This is a genomic window from Curtobacterium sp. MMLR14_006, assembly GCF_001864985.1.
Classification (GTDB): Bacteria; Actinomycetota; Actinomycetes; order Actinomycetales; family Microbacteriaceae; genus Curtobacterium.
The window spans coordinates 565512-581153 of record NZ_MJGU01000023.1 but is presented as its reverse complement, the minus strand read 5'-3'; the positions used below and the strand labels follow the sequence as shown (position 1 = coordinate 581153).

The window sequence follows — 15642 nt, the reverse complement described above, 5'->3', positions numbered from 1 at the left end:
GCGCCCGGTTCGGACTAGTTCTTCTTCGCGGCCTGGCGGCGCTCCGCGCGGTTGCTCGCAGCGGCCTGGCCGGACGCCGTCGCGGCGTTGCCGAAGGCGGAACCCTGCTCGGGGCCGGCTGCGGCCTCGGCCTCGGCCTGTGCCTTCTGCGCGCGGGCGGTGGCGGCCTGCTCGAGGCGGCCCTTCTCGTCGCGGACCTCGACCTCGCCGTCGATGGACGGTGCCGAGTACTCGAGGCCGGAGACCTCGTCCTCGCCGAGCCCCTTGGCCTCGATGACCGCGTTCTCGCCGTCGGACTGGACCTGCACCTCGAGGTTGAACAGGTAGCCGACGGACTCCTCGCGGATCTGGCCCATCATGCTCTGGAACAGGGCGTAACCCTCGCGCTGGTACTCGACGAGCGGGTCGCGCTGCGCCATCGCACGGAGGCCGATGCCGTCCTTGAGGTAGTCCATCTCGTACAGGTGGTCGCGCCAGCGGCGGTCGATCACCGAGAGCACCACGCGGCGCTCGAGCTCGCGCATCGCCTCGTCGCCGAGGACCTCCTCGCGCTGCTGGTAGGCCAGCTTGGCGTCGGAGAGGATCTCGCGACCGAGGAAGTCACGCGACGCCTTGCCCTTCGAGCCGGCCTCGGTGATGACCTCGTCGATGGAGATCGAGATCGGGTAGAGCGTGCCGAGCTCGGTCCACATGGCGTCGAGGTCCCAGTCGTCCGGCGAGCCCTCGCCGGTGTGGGTGTCGATGACGTCGTCGATCACGCTCTTCAGGAAGGCCTGGGCGCGGTCGTTGATGTCGTCGCCCTCGAGGATGTGACGGCGGTCGCTGTAGATCGCCTCGCGCTGCCGGTTGAGGACGTCGTCGTACTTCAGGACGTTCTTGCGGATCTCGGCGTTGCGGCCCTCGACCTGCGCCTGCGCGGAGCGGATCGCGCGGCCGACGAGCTTGTTCTCGATCGCCAGGTCGTCCGGCACGTTCGAGCGGCCCATGAGGCTCTCGGCGGCACCGGAGTTGAACAGGCGCATGAGGTCGTCGGTGAGGGACAGGTAGAAGCGGCTCTCGCCCGGGTCGCCCTGACGGCCGGAACGACCACGCAGCTGGTTGTCGATGCGGCGCGACTCGTGGCGCTCGGTGCCGAGGACGTAGAGGCCGCCGGCCTCGCGGACCTTGTCGCCCTCTTCCTCGACGGTCTTCTTGACCTCGGCGAAGACGTCGTCCCACGCGGCCTCGTACTCGTCCGGCGTCTCCGCCGGGGACAGGCCCTTGGCGTGCATCTCCTGCACGGCGAGGAACTCGGAGTTGCCGCCGAGCATGATGTCGGTCCCGCGGCCGGCCATGTTCGTGGCGACGGTGACGGCGCCGAGGCGACCGGCCTGCGCGACGATGGCGGCTTCTCGCGCGTGGTTCTTCGCGTTGAGGACCTCGTGCTTCACACCCTTCTTGGCGAGGAGCTTCGACAGGTACTCGGACTTCTCGACGCTCGTGGTGCCGACGAGGACGGGCTGGCCCTTCTCGTGGCGCTCCGCGATGTCCTCGGCGACCTGCTCGAACTTGGACTTCTCGTTCTTGTAGACGAGGTCGGTCTGGTCGATGCGCTGCATCGGCTTGTTCGTCGGGATCGGGACCACGCCGAGCTTGTAGGTCGACATGAACTCGGCCGCCTCGGTCTCGGCGGTACCGGTCATGCCGGAGAGCTTCTGGTACAGGCGGAAGTAGTTCTGGAGCGTGACGGTCGCGAGGGTCTGGTTCTCGGCCTTGACCTCGACGCCCTCCTTCGCCTCGATCGCCTGGTGGATGCCCTCGTTGTAGCGACGGCCCATCAGGATGCGGCCGGTGTGCTCGTCGACGATGAGCACCTCGCCGTTCATCACGACGTAGTCCTTGTCCTTCTTGAACAGGGCGACGGCCTTGATGGAGTTGTTGAGGAACGAGATGAGCGGGGTGTTCGCCGACTCGTACAGGTTGTCGATGCCGAGGTAGTCCTCGACCTTCTCGATGCCGGGCTCGAGGACGCCGACGGTGCGCTTCTTCTCGTCGACCTCGTAGTCCTCGCCCGGGGTGAGGCGCTTGGCGATCGAGGCGAACTCGGTGAACCAGCGGTTGGCCTCGCCCGAGGACGGGCCGGAGATGATGAGCGGCGTGCGGGCCTCGTCGATGAGGATCGAGTCGACCTCGTCGACGACGGCGAAGAAGTGGCCGCGCTGCACCATGTCGGAGGCCTGCCACGCCATGTTGTCGCGCAGGTAGTCGAAGCCGAACTCGTTGTTCGTGCCGTACGTGATGTCGGCTGCGTACTGCTCGCGGCGCTCGGCCGGCGTCTGGTTCGCGATGATGCAGCCGGTCGTCATGCCGAGGGCGCGGAAGACGCGGCCCATGATCTCGGACTGGTACGACGCCAGGTAGTCGTTGACCGTGATGACGTGCACGCCGCGCGACGGGATCGCGTTGAGGTAGGCCGCCGTGGTCGCGACGAGGGTCTTGCCCTCACCGGTCTTCATCTCGGCGATGTTGCCGAGGTGCAGGGCCGCGCCGCCCATGAGCTGCACGTCGAAGTGCCGCATGCCGAGGGTGCGCTTCGCCGCCTCGCGCACGGCGGCGAACGCCTCGGGCAGGAGGTCGTCGAGGGATTCGCCGTTGGCGTAGCGCTCGCGGAGCTCCTTCGTCTCGTCCTGGAGTTCCTCGTCGGTGAGGCTCGAGAAGTCGTCCTCGAGGTCGTTGATCGCCGAGGCGTACGCCTTCAGCCGGCGGAGGGTGCGTCCTTCGCCGATGCGGAGGACCTTCTCCAGCACGTTTGCCACGTGAGCTCCTTACGAGGTCGTCGCGCGCGACCTGCGCGCCCGATCGACCAGTCATGCTAGCAACCCGCGGGTGCCCCGCGCTGGGAGCACCGTCGCGGGTCCGCCCGCGGCGTGCGCTCCCCGGCAGGGGGCCACGCGCACGCCGCGGGCGGAGGTGGGGTGCGGGTCGCGCTACGCGATCGCCGCGGCCGGTTCGGCTGCGGTCTCGCGGGACGCGTCGGAGGTCCCGTCGAGGCCGATCACGCCGTAGTCCCAGCCCTTGCGCCGGTACACGACGCTCGGGCGGTGGGTCTCGGCGTCGACGAACAGGTAGAAGTCGTGCCCGACGAGCTCCATGTAGTAGAGCGCGTCGTCGACGGTCATCGGGGCGGCCTCGAAGACCTTGTGCCGGATGACGACCGGGCTGTAGACCTCGGTCTCGTCGTCCTCCGTGCCCTGCGCGTCGACGACGGGCACGGCACCGGTGGCGACGTCCTCGATGAGCTTGCCGTCGGCGGGGACGACGTCCATGCCGTCGAAGCCGCTGCCGGCGGCCTCGGCCACCGAGGTGGGGCGGTGGCGTCCGCGGTGCACCTTGCGACGGTCGCGCGCTCGGCGCAGCCGTTCGGTGATGCGGGCGAACGCGAGGTCGAAGGCGGCGTACTTGTCGGACGCCGCGGACTCCGCCCGCACGAGGGGCCCGGGACCGATGAGCGTCAGTTCGACGCGGTCCTCGCCCTGGCTGCTGCCGGACTTCTCGTGGTGGCGGCTGATGCGGACCTCGAAGGCCAGCGCACGGTCAGCGAGCACGTCGATCTTCTCGGACTTCTGCTCGACATAGGTGCGGAATCGGTCGGTGACCCCGACGTTCCGGCCCGTGATCGTCACGTCCATGTGGCGGCTCCCATCCAGACTCAGCGCGTCGCCTCCATCCGGCGATCCTGAACGCCTTGTCGCGAGGCTAGCCCCGTGGAGCAGCCCGCGTCACCGATCGTCGGCGAGTCCCCGAGACCCCCACCGGACACCCAGTGGTCACCCGGCGTCCACCGAGGTGACACGGGCGGGTCAGTCCTCGACGCTCGCGACGGCGACGCAGCGGACCACCCGACCACCGCCGGCGCGGACGGCCCGGACCCCCTCGGCCATGGTCACCCCGGTGGTCACGACGTCGTCAACCAGCACCACGCACCGGCCGTCGACGCCGCGTGCCCGGAGGGTCCCGACCGTGGCGGCGACCCGTTCCGTGGCGGTGCGCTCCTTCTGCCCGGGCTGTGCCGCACCCGGTACGGCCCGGACCCGCGCGAGCCGCCCCGTCCGCCGGACCCCGCCCCGCGCGAGGAGCACCACCACCGGGTCGAAGCCGCGACGCCGTGCTCCGGTCCGGGACGGCGGGACCCGCAGCACCACGGTGCCGGCCGGGGACGCGGCGAGCGCGGCGCGGACGAGGCGGCCGAACCGACGCCCGAGCGGTCCGGCGACGTCGACCCGGCCGCGCAGCTTCAGCTCGAGCAGCAGGGTGCGGACGAGGCCCTCGTACGCGAACGCGGCGTCGAGCCGGACGCCGGCGACGAGCCGGACGCGCCGGGGGCGGGCGTCGAGGGCGGTGCGGCAGGCACGACAGAGGGCACGGTCCGGCCGACCGCAGCCCAGGCAGGCGACGGGCAGGACGAGCCCGAGCACCGCGAGGGCGGCGTCGGCCCAGACGGTGCGTCGGTCGGTGGCGGGCATGCCGCGAGTCTGGCGGTGACCGACCGTCGGACGCGGGCGGTCCGGCGGGCTGTGGACGGGCCTCCAGAGTGCGTGCGCTGTGGAGGGAGGTCCGCAGGCGCCGGCGCGGCACCGGCCGCGCGCCCTACCGCTGCACGCCGAGCACGTGGGCGGTGACGCCCGTCGTGTCCCAGCTGCCGCCCGTCGACTGCAGCACCGAACCGTCGGACATACGCAAGAGGAGCGCTCCCCCGCCTCCGCCGGTGATCGCCGTCGCGCGCCCGTCCGGCCGGGGCAGGGTGCTCGACCGGCCGCCGATCGTGGAGCGCACGATGTTCGGACCGGACGTCGCCTGCGCCACGGACGCGACGTCGGTGTCGTTCACCCACGTCGCCCCGACGGCGTCGCCGGTCGCCGCCTGCACGCGCACGGGCGCGCCGAACGACGAGGGCGAGCGGTCGGACCCGCGGATGATCGCCATGACGTACAGCGCCGGACCGTCCGTGGTGTCGATGAGCGCGAGCGCCCTGGTCGAGTCGCGGGACACCTGGAACGAGACGAGTTCCCCGCGCGGCAGGGTCGTGGCGACCTGGTGCGGGTCGCCGCCGAGGCCGTACGCGGTGATCCGCCGGGTGTCGGAGCGCTGCCCGACCCAGACGAAGCCGAGGTCGTCGATCGACGGTGGGACGAGCCCCTGGCGGGTGTCGACCCGCAGGCTCCGCTTGCCGGTCACCACGAAGACGCCGTCCCGGTTGCCGACGACCGCGTTCCGGCCCGTGGCCGAGATCGCGAGGGACCGCGGGTCGAGCGCGGCCACCGCGTCACCGACGCCGCTGCCGAGCTCGGACACCTTGCCGGTGCCCGGGGTGGCGTAGCCGACGACGCCCTGCTCCTCGACGAGGGGCCGGGGGTCGACGTCGGGGTTCTGCTGGGCGTTCGGGCCGCTCGCGTCGGACACGGACAGGGTCGCGCCCTCCACCGTGAGGGACACCGACGAGATCGTCGCGACGGAGGCGAGCGACCTGCTGAGCTGCTCGCGCATCCGGACGCGGTCGACGGTGCTCGCACGGAGCGCGTCGCCCGACAGGTCGACGAGCGCGGTGCCGCTGTCGATGGTCACCGCGTTGAGGGAGAGCTGGGTGCCCTCCGGGAAGGACGACACGACGGCGCCCTTGAGCCAGTCGGCGGGCCCGGCGAGCAGGGCGCTGGCGATGCGGGTGCTCGTCGACGAGCGGGCGAGGAACCACCGCTCGTCGGGCACCAGGAAGTGGTACGTCGGGTCGAAGAAGTACAGCGCGTGCTGCTGGAAGACGGACTCGAAGCTCGTCGGCGTGAGGATGATGCCGTCGGGGGCGTAGGCGATGCGCCACTCCCCGTCCTCGCGGGTGAACTGGAAGGTCAGCGTCGACGACGTCGGGCGGACGGCCTGGGTGTACTCGCCCTCGGAGTCGACCGAGGCGCTCGCGGTGAGGGTGAAGGTGAGCTCGCGCTCGTCGGCGCGCTGCACGGTGCCGCTGCCGTCGAGGATCGTGACGCCGTGCCGCGGGTTCCACTGCTGGGCGAAGGACGACGCCAGGAACTGCCGGGCGACCGCGTAGTTGTCCTGGGAGCCGGTGGCCGCGGCGATGAAGCCCCGCAGGATCTGGGTCTGGTCGGCGCCCGTCGTCGGCTTGTCGGGGCGGTAGTCGAAGCCGGCGACGGCCTCGTCCTTCACGGCCTGCCCGGTGCGCACCGCGCCGTCGGTGGGGATCGCCACGCAGGCGGTCAGCGCGACGAGCGTCACCGCAGCCAGGGCGGCGGCGACGACGTGCCGCAGGCGGGATCGCATCAGGACTCCTCTCGCACGGCGCGGGGGCCGTCGTACGACTCGTCGAGTTCGGGCAGCGGGATCGCGGACGTCGCCGTGGTGGCCTGCTCGTTGCGCGGCAGGGTCAGCACGAAGGTCGAGCCCTCGCCGGGGCGGGACCAGACGTCGATGCGCCCGCCGTGCAGCTTCGCGTCGCCGAGGCTGATCGCGAGGCCGAGTCCGGTGCCGCCGATGGTGCGCTTGCGGCTCGGGTCGGCGCGCCAGAACCGGTCGAAGACGCGGGCGGCGTCCTCCGGGGGCATGCCGACGCCCTGGTCGCGGACGGCGATCGCGACGGTCCGCACGTCGCTGTCGACGACGACCTGCACCGGCCGGCCGTCGCCGTGCTCGACGGCGTTGCCGACGAGGTTGCGCAGGATGCGGCGGACGCGCTTCGCGTCGAGGCGCATGGTCGTGTGGCCGCCCGGTGTCGCGAGCTGCAGTTCGATGCCGGCGCGCTCGGCGAGCGGGCGGAACTCCTCGACGATGTCCGCGGCGAGCGCCGCCGGGACGACCGGCTCCGTGTCGAGCTGTACGGCCTGGGCGTCGTAGCGGGAGATCTCGAGCAGGTCGGCGAGCAGCAGCTCGAAGCGCTCCACCTGCGCGTGGAGGAGCTCGGCGGACCGGGCGACGGCCGGTTCGAACGCGTGCCGGGAGTCGAACATCACGTCGCCGGCGAGCCGGATCGTGGTGAGCGGGGTCCGGAGCTCGTGGGACACGTCGGACACGAACCGTTGCTGCACGCGGGAGAGCTCGGCGAGCTGGGTGATCTGGCGGCTGACGGCCTCGGCCATCCCGTTGAAGCTCCGTGCCAGGGTGGCCAGGTCGTCCTGGCCGCGCACCGGGATGCGTTCGTCGAGCCGGCCGGCCGCGATCTTCCGACTGGTCTCGGCGGCGCCGCGGATCGGGACGACGACGAGACGGACCACGAGCGAGGTCACGAGGGCGATGAGCACCATGAGCGCGACGCCCCCGATCGAGAGCGTCTGGGAGACGAAGTCGAGCGTCTTCTGCGCGTCGGACAGGTCGTAGACCATGTACAGCTCGTACTGGCCGGCACTCGGGACCTGCAGGGTCGAACCGACCGCCAGGCCGGGGACCCGGCGCCCGCCGTCCTCGAGCTCCACCGGCTGCAGGCTGAGCTTGCCGGTGTTCGCCCCGACCGCCTTGCGCAGCGAGTCGGTGATGACGGCGTCGGGGAACCCGGGGCTGACGATGGTCTGCAGCGTCTGCGGTGTCGACTGCCCGGGGGTGCGCTCGATGGCGATGGTCGTGCCGCCGGGGCTCGTCGTGTTCGACAGGATCGCCTGCTGCGCCTCGTTCTGCAGCGTCTCGAGCTCGGTCTGGTTGCTGTCCTCGGTCGCGGTGGCGGCGTCGAAGATGCCCTGCGCCACGTTCGTCGCCCGCGCGGACTCGGACTCGATCTGGTCGCGGCGCTGCGAGTAGATGTTCGTCGAGATGCTCACCATGACCGCAGCGCCGATGATGCCGATGGCCAGGCCCGTGGTCATGACCGTGATGGCGACCGACCGCAGCATGAGCGAACGGCGCCACAGGTAGGCGACCGGACGCCACCCGCGGCGGACCCAGCGCCGCATCCGTCGCCGTCCGCGGCCGACCACGCCGATCGGCGCGGTGGCGCTGCCGACGGACCGTGTCGTGCCGGCTGCGGTCCCGGTGGCGGGCGGGGCGGGCGGCACGGGGGTCAGGCCCCTCCGGCGCGGTACCCGACGCCGCGCACCGTGGTGACGGTCTTCGGGTTGTCGGGGTCGTGCTCGATCTTCGCGCGGAGCCGCTGCACGTGCACGTTCACCAGACGGGTGTCGGCCTTGTAGTGGTAGCCCCACACCTGCTCGAGCAGCATCTCGCGGGTGAAGACCTGGTTCGGCTTCTCGGCGAGGGCGCGGAGCAGGTCGAACTCGAGCGGGGTGAGCGCGATGACGGTGTCACCGCGACGGACCTCGTGGCCGGCGACGTCGACGGTGAGGTCGCCGACGTGCAGCACGGTCGCGTCGGTCGCGCTCGGCCGGAGCCGGGTGCGGATGCGGGCGACGAGCTCCTTCGGGTTGAACGGCTTGACCACGTAGTCGTCCGCACCGTTCTCGAGCCCGGCGACGACGTCGGCGGTGTCGCTCTTCGCGGTGAGCATGATGATCGGGGTGCCGCTCTCGGCACGGATGCGCTTGCACACCTCGATGCCGTCGATGCCCGGCAGCATCACGTCGAGCAGGACCAGATCCGGCTTGGTGCTGTGGAACGCCTCGACGGCGTCGTTGCCGTCGGCGCTGAACTCGGGTTCGTAGCCCTCGGACCGGAGGACGATGCCGATCATCTCGGCGAGTGCCTGGTCGTCGTCGACGACGAGGATGCGCGGTGTCATGTGATCTGGACTCCGTGTGGCGTGCTGACCGTGCCCGGGTCGGCACGTGTCCCCACACGATAGCCGGTGCCCGTCGCGCGGCGTCCCGACGGATCGCCGGGTTTTCCGCCAGGATGGGCGGGACGACGCGCTGCGGCGCGTCCCGACACCACGAGGGGGGCTTGGGTCATGACCGATTGGCACGCACCGGGCGGGGAGCCGACGACCGGGCCGGGCCAGCCGGGAGGCCCGCGGCAGTTCTCCGTGCCGCTGCCGCCCGCCCCGGGGCCGGGTCCACGGCCCGCCGACGTCCGCCCGGTGGTCCCGCTCCGCCCGTTGGGCTTCGGCGACGTGCTCGGCGGCGCCTTCACGGTCTTCCGACGGAACGCACGCGTCCTGCTGCTCTGGAGCGTGCTGCTGAGCGGAGTGGTCGGGCTCCTCTCGACGCTCGTGAGCACCTTCGGCCAGCGGGCCGTGCAGTCGCGGGTGTTCTCCGCCCTCGACGGCGGCAGCGGGTCCTCGGCGATCCTCGCCGGCAGCACGACGGCCTGGCTGCTGCTGTCGATCGGCCTGCCGTTCGTCGCGTACCTGGGGCGGACGTTCCTGGTGGCACCCGTCGCCGCGGACACCGCGCAGCGCGTGCTCGGCCGGCGCGCGACCTTCGGCGGGCTGTGGCGGCTCCTCGCCGGTCGGCGCGGTTCCGTCGTCGCGTGGATGTTCCTGCAGATCGCCGCGGCCCTCGTCGTCGCCGTCGCCTACCTCCTGGTCTTCTTCGGGTTCTTCGCCGTCCTCGGCACCGGTGGCTCCGGCATCGCTGGGTTCCTGTTCGGTGCCTTCGCCGTGACCACCGGGTTCGGAGTGCTGATCGCCTGGTTGGCGACCCGCTTCTCCCTGACCGTGCCGACCATCGCGCTCGAGGGTCGTCGGGTCTTCGACGCCGCCGGGCAGTCGTGGCGGCTCACCCGCGGTGCGTTCTGGCGCACCTTCGGGGTGCTGCTCCTGGTGCAGGTGATGTTCCGCATCGCCGTCTCGATCGCCGCGGTGCCGTTGACCGTCGGTGCGTCGCTGCTCTCCGGCGTCTTCGACCCCCTCGGACAGACGGACGCCTCGGCCGGCATCGGGATCGGTGCGACGATCGCGGTGGTGGTCGGCAGCCTGCTCGCCACGGCCGTGCAGTGCATCACCGACGTGCTGTCCGGGTCGGTGACCACGTTCCTGGCGATCGACCGGCGCATCCGCACCGAGGCGCTCGACCAGCGGATCGCGTCGCACCTGGACACCGGACTGCCGACGGACCCGTTCGCGCCGGGCACCGGCGACGTCCGCCCGCGCTCGGGCCCGCAGCAGTGGACGCCGCAGCAGCCGTGGGCGCAGCAACAGCAGCCCTGGGCGCAGCAACAGCCCGGGTCGCAACAGTGGCCGGGCCACGGGCAGTGGCCGGGTCAGGGGCAGCAGCAGTGGACTCCGCAGCCGCCCGCGCCCGGTCACCAGCAGTGGGCTCCGCAGCAGCCGTGGTCCGGACAGCAGGACGCGTCCGACCGCTCCGCCCCGGGGAACCCCCCGTCGGACGGCAGCGCGTGAGCACGGTCGACCCGGACGAGGCCCGTCGGCTGCTCGAACGCGAGCTGAACCGCTCCGCCTACGACGGCGCGCACGTCACGTGGTGGGACCGCGCCTCGAGCGCGTTCCTCGACTGGCTCGGGTCGTTCCGCCTCGGCGGCCTCGACTCCCCCGTCGTCGCGCAGACCGCGCTCTGGATCGCGGTCGTCGTGCTCGTCGCGGTCGTCGTGCTCGTCCTCGTCTCCCGCGGGCTGCCCCGACGACGGCCCCGCGCGAAGGCCTCCGACACCGGCGGCGTCTTCGACGCCGACGACCTGCGGTCCGCCGACGAGCTCCGTGACACCGCCCGTGGGGCGCTCGCCCGCGCGGACTGGTCGCAGGCGGTGCTCGACGGCTTCCGCGCCCTCGCCCGCGGCCTCGGCGAACGCGACCTGGTGCCGGACGTGCCCGGTGCGACCGCCCGCGCCATCGCCGACCGGGGCGCGGCGTCGTTCCCCACGGTCCGCGACCGCCTCGAGGACGCCGCCACCGCTTTCGACGCGGTCCGCTACCTCGGGTCGGACGCCGACGAGGCGACCGCGCGCCGGGTCCTCGACGCCGAGCGCGACGTCCGCCGTGCCCGCCCGGTCCGTGCGGACGAGCCGGCGGTCCCCGCATGAGCAGCGCGACCACGGCCCGCGTCGCGGGTGACGCCGCACCGCCGGACACCCGGCGCCGACGGTTCGGCCTCTGGGTCGCGGTCGTCCTGGTCGCCGTGCTGTTCGCGGTGCTCACCGCCGTGGCCCGCGGCACCGACGGCGGGACCCCGCGGCCGCTCGACCCGACCTCCACCACCGCGAGCGGGTCGGCCGCCCTCGTCCGGGTGCTCGAGCAACGCGGCACGACGGTGACCGTCACGGACCGCGCCGCGGACGTCGACGGCGGCACCGTCTTCGTCGAGGACTCCGACGGGCTGCTCGGCGCCGGGGCGGCGGCCCGGATCGCCCGGTCCGCGCGGCACGTCGTCGTCGTCACCACCGACGAGGCCGCGCTGCAGGCGTTCGGCTTCGACGTCACCGGGAGCGCCCCGGTCGACGGGGACGACACCGTCGCGACGACGACCTGCACGATCCCCGAGGCGGCGGCGGCCGGGCGGGTGTCGACCGGCGGGTACGGGTGGGCCGTCGACGATCCGACCGCCGAACGGTGCGCCCCGACCGGCACCGGGGACGACCGCGTGTGGGGGCTCGTCCGCGCCGCCGGCCCGGGCGGCGACGTCACACTGCTCGGCACCACCGCGGCGCTCCGCAACGACACGGTCACCACGGCGGGCAACGCGGCACTCGCCCTCGCGCTCCTCGGGTCGGACGACCACCTGACCTGGTACACGCCGGTGGCCGGGTCGCCCGACGCCGCACCGACCCTCGGCGAGCTCGCCCCGCCCTGGGTGCCCGGCGCCCTCGCCCTGCTCGGACTGGTGGCCGTGGCGGCGGCCGTCTGGCGCGGCCGCCGCCTCGGCCCGCTCGTGGTCGAGCAGATGCCGGTCGTCGTGCGCGCCGCCGAGACCACCGAGGGCCGCGCCCGCATGTACGCCAGTGCCCGGGACCGCACCCACGCACTCGACACGCTGCGGGTCGCCGCGGTGCGCCGACTCGGCCGGGCGCTCGGACTCCCCCGCTCGGCGCACGTCGACGAGGTCGTCCGTGCCGTCGCCCGGGCCACCGGGACCCCACCGGCACGCGTCGGCGCGGTGCTGGTCGGCGGCCCGACCACCGACGACCGCGGACTCGTCGCGGGGACCGTGGCGCTCGACGCCCTCGAGGACGCGGTCCGGCGGGCCGCCTCGGGCGACGTCCGACGGGCGACGCCCACCACGGGTGCCGGCGCCCCGTCCGACGGACGCGCACCCGCCACCGCCGACGACCACCGGGACCGCACCGGACCGACCGACCACGACCGACCAGGAGCACGACCGTGACCGACCTGCCCCACGACGCCGCCGACCGCGGCGCACCGTCCACGTCCGCGAGCACGACCGACCCGTCCGTCCCCGCGATGCGGGAGGCCTTCGGCCGGGTCCGAGCCGAGGTCGGCAAGGCCGTCGTCGGCCAGGAGGGCGCCGTCTCCGGCATGATCGTCGGTCTCCTCGCACAGGGACACGTGCTGCTCGAGGGCGTGCCCGGCGTCGCGAAGACCCTGCTCGTCCGGAGCCTCGCGAGCGCCATGTCGCTCGACACGAAGCGCATCCAGTTCACGCCGGACCTCATGCCCGGTGACGTCACCGGCTCGCTCGTGTACGACGCCTCCACCGGCACGTTCCCGTTCCGCGAGGGGCCGGTCTTCACGAACGTGCTGCTCGCCGACGAGGTGAACCGCACGCCTCCGAAGACCCAGTCCGCGCTGCTCGAGGCGATGGAGGAACGGCAGGTGAGCGTCGACGGCGACGCCCGCGCGCTGCCGGACCCGTTCTTCGTCGCCGCCACGATGAACCCGATCGAGTTCGAGGGCACCTACACGCTGCCGGAGGCGCAGCTCGACCGCTTCCTCGTGAAGCTGACGCTCGACATCCCGCCGCGGGACGTCGAGTGGCAGGTGCTCCGTCGGCACGCCGACGGCTTCGTCCCCCGCGACGTCCGGTCGGCCGGGATCACCCCCGTGGTCGGCGTCGACGAGGTCCTCGCGGCGCAGCGAGCCGTCCGCGCCGTCCGCGCCGGTGACGACGTGCTGGCCTACGTGGTCGACCTCGCCCGGGCCACCCGGCAGGCACCGTCCGTCCGGGTCGGGGTCAGCCCCCGCGGTACCACGGCGCTCCTCGCGGCGGCGAAGGCGTGGGCGTGGCTCACCGGGTACGACGCGATCACGCCCGACCACGTGCAGGCCATGGTGCTGCCGGTCTGGCGGCACCGGTTGCGGGTCGCCTCGGACGCCGAGCTCGAGGGCGTCGGCGCCGACGGGGTGCTGCAGCAGGTGCTCGAGCAGGTGCGGGTGCCGATCTAGTGGCGGTCTCCGGCCGGTTCGTCGTCCTGCTCGCCGTCGCGATCGTCCCCACCGTGCTGCTCGCCAGCGCGTGGGCGGGCGTGGCGTGGGTCGCCGTCGTCGTGCTCGGCGCCGCGCTCGACGTCCTGCTCGCGGCCGACCTGCGCCGCGTCCGGGTCGACCGTCGGATGCCCCGGCTCGCCCGGCGCGACACCGCCACGGCGGGCACCCTCGTCGTCGCGAACGACGGGACCCGACCGCTGCGCGGCGTCGTCCGGGACATGTGGGAGCCCTCCGCCGGGCAGCAGCCGCGGCGGATCCGGCTCACCGTGCCCGCCGGTGAACGCCGCACCGCACGGATGCGGTTCGAACCGTTCCGTCGCGGTCGCCGCCGCAGCGCCGGCGTCGCGGTCCGGGCGTTCGGACCGATCGGGCTCGCCGCCCGCCAACGGGTGCTCGCGGCACCCGGCGAACTCGTCGTGACGCCGCCGTTCCGGTCGCGACGGCACCTGCCCTCGCGGCTCGCACGGCTCCGGGAACTCGACGGCGAGACCACGCTGCAGCTCCGGGGACACGGCACCGAGTTCGACTCGCTGCGCGACTACGTCCGCGGCGACGACGTGCGCTCCATCGACTGGCGGGCGACCGCGCGCCGGCAGGACCTCGTCGTGCGGACCTGGCGGCCGGAACGCGACCGCCGGGTGGTCGTCGTCGTCGACGCGGGCCGGGCCGGAGCCGGGCGCGTCGCCGACGAACCAAGACTCGACACCTTCATCGAGTCGGCGCTGCTGCTCGGCGCCCTCGCCGCGGCCGCCGGTGACCGCATCGACCTCGCGGTGCTCGACGACACCGTCCACGACCGTGTGCACGGCGCCACCCGGGTCGACGTCGTGCAGCGGTTCGGCGAGGCGCTGGCCCTGGCCGAACCGGGGCTCGCGGCGACCGACTGGTCCGCGGTGCCGGCGCTCGTCGACGCGGTCACGACCTCGCGGGCGCTCGTGGTGCTCGCGTCGAGCCTCGACTCCGTCGGGGCCTCCGGCGACCTGCTCGCCGTGCTGCCGCGCCTGACGCGGCGGCACGCCGTCGTCGTCACCGCCGTCGACGACCCGGCGGTCCGGGCCATGGCGAGCACGGCCGTGGAGCCGGGACGCGACGGACGTGCGACGCGGGGCGGACGGGTGCCGGGCCTCCCGGGACGCCGCAGGGCCGGTCGCCTGCCCGCCGGGGCCGCCACCGGGGCGGAGCGCGACGTCTACCGCCGGGCCGCCGCGGAACGCACCCTGCTCGACGCGGACGGCGTCGCCGACGTCGCGCGACGGGCCGGGGCCGAGGTCGTGCGCGGGACACCCGAGGCGCTGCCGCCGCTGGTGGCCGACGCGTACCTGCGGGCGAAGGCGAGCGGGCGGCTCTAGCCGGCCACGAGCGCGGAGGCGCCGCGCTCGAACTCCTCGAGGTCGCCGCGCTCCCCCGCCCGGAACGCGCGACCGCCGAGCACCCACTGGTACGCCAGCACGGCGGCCAGGGCGACGGTGCCGATGCCGATCTTCACCGGCCACGGCCAGTCCTGGCGGGTGACGACGCCCTCGACGACGCCGGAGAGCAGCAGCGTGAGCGCGAGGCCGATCGCGATGGTGATGAGGGCACGACCGTCCTCGGCGAGGGCCTGCGCCCGCGTGCGGTGCGGGCCCGGAGCGACCCACGACCAGAACACCATCAGCCCGGCGCCGCCGGCGAGGAAGACCGAGTACAGCTCGAGCTGCCCGTGCGGGGCGATGTAGAGGAAGAAGTCGCCGAGTCGCCCCTGCGAGTGCATGATCGCCGCCGACACCCCGAGGCTGACCGCGTTCTGCATGATCGAGAACGGCACGAAGAGCCCCGTGATGCCGAACGCGACCATGGTGGCCGCGATGTACGCGTTGTTCGTCCAGACCTGCGCCGTGAACGCCCCGAGCCCGTGGTCGGAGTAGTAGTCGACGAAGTCCTGGGTGGCGTACCGCCGGAGCGCCTCCGGCGTGCCGAACGTCGCCGTCGCCCCCGGGGTGGCCTGGATCCAGACGGCGACGACGGCCCCGATCGCGACCGTCGCGACGGCGACCCAGATCGTCACCCACCGGATCCGGTACAGCGCCGCCGGCAGCTGCCGGGTGAAGAACCGGACCAGGGCGGTGAGCGGGTCGACGGGCGTGCCGGTGAAGCGCAGGCGGGCGCGGAACAGCGTCAGCGACAGGCGGTCCCCCGTCGTCGTCCGCGGTGCGGCGCCGCGGATGCGGGCGAGGTCCGTCGCGGCCTCCTGGTAGCCCGCGACGAGGCGGTCGACGTCGGCTCCGGAGACGCTCCGGGCGCGCGCCGACCGGTCGAGTTCCCGCCACCGGTCGCCGTGCACCTCGGCGTAGGCGTCCAGGTCCACGTGTTCCCCCTCACGTCGCGCGTGTCGCTTGCGA

The 15642-nt window shown here is 73.4% G+C and carries 12 protein-coding genes; 5 read left to right on the top strand and 7 right to left on the bottom strand.

The window, feature by feature from the left end; translation table 11 throughout:
- Positions 1-14: 14 nt before the first annotated feature.
- From secA to mtrA, 6 genes are all read right to left on the bottom strand, one after another.
- The gene (gene secA, locus BIU94_RS14520; RefSeq protein ID WP_071261754.1) at positions 15-2795 is read right to left on the bottom strand and encodes a preprotein translocase subunit SecA; all 2781 of its coding nucleotides are present in this window, start codon (positions 2793-2795) and stop codon (positions 15-17) included.
- A 171-nt stretch (positions 2796-2966) separates the two neighbouring features.
- Positions 2967-3668 carry a ribosome-associated translation inhibitor RaiA gene (gene raiA, locus BIU94_RS14515; RefSeq protein ID WP_071261752.1) on the bottom strand — a complete coding sequence of 234 codons (702 nt, stop codon included), beginning with the start codon at positions 3666-3668 and terminating at the stop codon, positions 2967-2969.
- A gap of 171 nt (positions 3669-3839) precedes the next feature.
- Complete coding sequence (locus BIU94_RS14510) at positions 3840-4502, bottom strand: ComF family protein (RefSeq protein ID WP_071261732.1); 663 nt, start codon at positions 4500-4502, stop codon at positions 3840-3842.
- A gap of 124 nt (positions 4503-4626) precedes the next feature.
- Positions 4627-6309 carry a GerMN domain-containing protein gene (locus tag BIU94_RS14505; protein WP_083404862.1) on the bottom strand — a complete coding sequence of 561 codons (1683 nt, stop codon included), beginning with the start codon at positions 6307-6309 and terminating at the stop codon, positions 4627-4629.
- A complete protein-coding gene (gene mtrB / locus BIU94_RS14500; protein ID WP_254784818.1) occupies positions 6309-8027 on the bottom strand; it encodes an MtrAB system histidine kinase MtrB in 1719 nt (572 codons plus the stop codon). The genes BIU94_RS14505 and mtrB overlap by 1 nt, the downstream gene beginning before the upstream one ends.
- Before the next feature lie 5 nt (positions 8028-8032).
- On the bottom strand, positions 8033-8707 hold the full coding sequence (gene mtrA / locus BIU94_RS14495) for an MtrAB system response regulator MtrA (protein WP_071261730.1): 675 nt from the start codon (positions 8705-8707) through the stop codon (positions 8033-8035).
- Between the two features lie 168 nt (positions 8708-8875).
- Between mtrA and BIU94_RS14490 the strand changes: the two genes are divergently transcribed.
- From BIU94_RS14490 to BIU94_RS14470, 5 genes are all read left to right on the top strand, one after another.
- Positions 8876-10267 carry a glycerophosphoryl diester phosphodiesterase membrane domain-containing protein gene (locus BIU94_RS14490; RefSeq protein ID WP_139196407.1) on the top strand — a complete coding sequence of 464 codons (1392 nt, stop codon included), beginning with the start codon at positions 8876-8878 and terminating at the stop codon, positions 10265-10267.
- Positions 10264-10905: a DUF4129 domain-containing protein gene (locus BIU94_RS14485; RefSeq protein WP_071261719.1), complete on the top strand. Its 642-nt coding sequence runs from the start codon at positions 10264-10266 to the stop codon at positions 10903-10905. Before BIU94_RS14490 ends, BIU94_RS14485 begins: the two co-directional genes overlap by 4 nt.
- Complete coding sequence (locus BIU94_RS17875; RefSeq protein ID WP_071261717.1) at positions 10902-12203, top strand: DUF4350 domain-containing protein; 1302 nt, start codon at positions 10902-10904, stop codon at positions 12201-12203. The genes BIU94_RS14485 and BIU94_RS17875 overlap by 4 nt, the downstream gene beginning before the upstream one ends.
- A 77-nt stretch (positions 12204-12280) precedes the next feature.
- Positions 12281-13222 (top strand): MoxR family ATPase, encoded by a 942-nt coding sequence (locus BIU94_RS14475; protein WP_071262183.1) that lies wholly within the window; start codon positions 12281-12283, stop codon positions 13220-13222.
- The gene (locus tag BIU94_RS14470; protein ID WP_071261714.1) at positions 13222-14613 is read left to right on the top strand and encodes a DUF58 domain-containing protein; all 1392 of its coding nucleotides are present in this window, start codon (positions 13222-13224) and stop codon (positions 14611-14613) included. The genes BIU94_RS14475 and BIU94_RS14470 overlap by 1 nt, the downstream gene beginning before the upstream one ends.
- Here BIU94_RS14470 and BIU94_RS14465 read toward each other — a convergent pair.
- Positions 14610-15608 carry a stage II sporulation protein M gene (locus tag BIU94_RS14465; RefSeq protein WP_071261712.1) on the bottom strand — a complete coding sequence of 333 codons (999 nt, stop codon included), beginning with the start codon at positions 15606-15608 and terminating at the stop codon, positions 14610-14612. The two genes, BIU94_RS14470 and BIU94_RS14465, sit on opposite strands and share 4 nt — an antisense overlap.
- Positions 15609-15642 lie beyond the last annotated feature (34 nt).

What these genes read in the sequence shown, in the direction of transcription:
- raiA (WP_071261752.1), bottom strand. Translation starts at nt 3,668, where the DNA reads ATGGACGTGACGATCACGGGCCGGAACGTCGGGGTCACCGACCGATTC.
- BIU94_RS14510 (WP_071261732.1), bottom strand. Translation starts at nt 4,502, where the DNA reads ATGCCCGCCACCGACCGACGCACCGTCTGGGCCGACGCCGCCCTCGCG.
- BIU94_RS14505 (WP_083404862.1), bottom strand. Translation starts at nt 6,309, where the DNA reads ATGCGATCCCGCCTGCGGCACGTCGTCGCCGCCGCCCTGGCTGCGGTG.
- mtrA (WP_071261730.1), bottom strand. Translation starts at nt 8,707, where the DNA reads ATGACACCGCGCATCCTCGTCGTCGACGACGACCAGGCACTCGCCGAG.
- BIU94_RS14490 (WP_139196407.1), top strand. Translation starts at nt 8,876, where the DNA reads ATGACCGATTGGCACGCACCGGGCGGGGAGCCGACGACCGGGCCGGGC.
- BIU94_RS17875 (WP_071261717.1), top strand. Translation starts at nt 10,902, where the DNA reads ATGAGCAGCGCGACCACGGCCCGCGTCGCGGGTGACGCCGCACCGCCG.
- BIU94_RS14475 (WP_071262183.1), top strand. Translation starts at nt 12,281, where the DNA reads ATGCGGGAGGCCTTCGGCCGGGTCCGAGCCGAGGTCGGCAAGGCCGTC.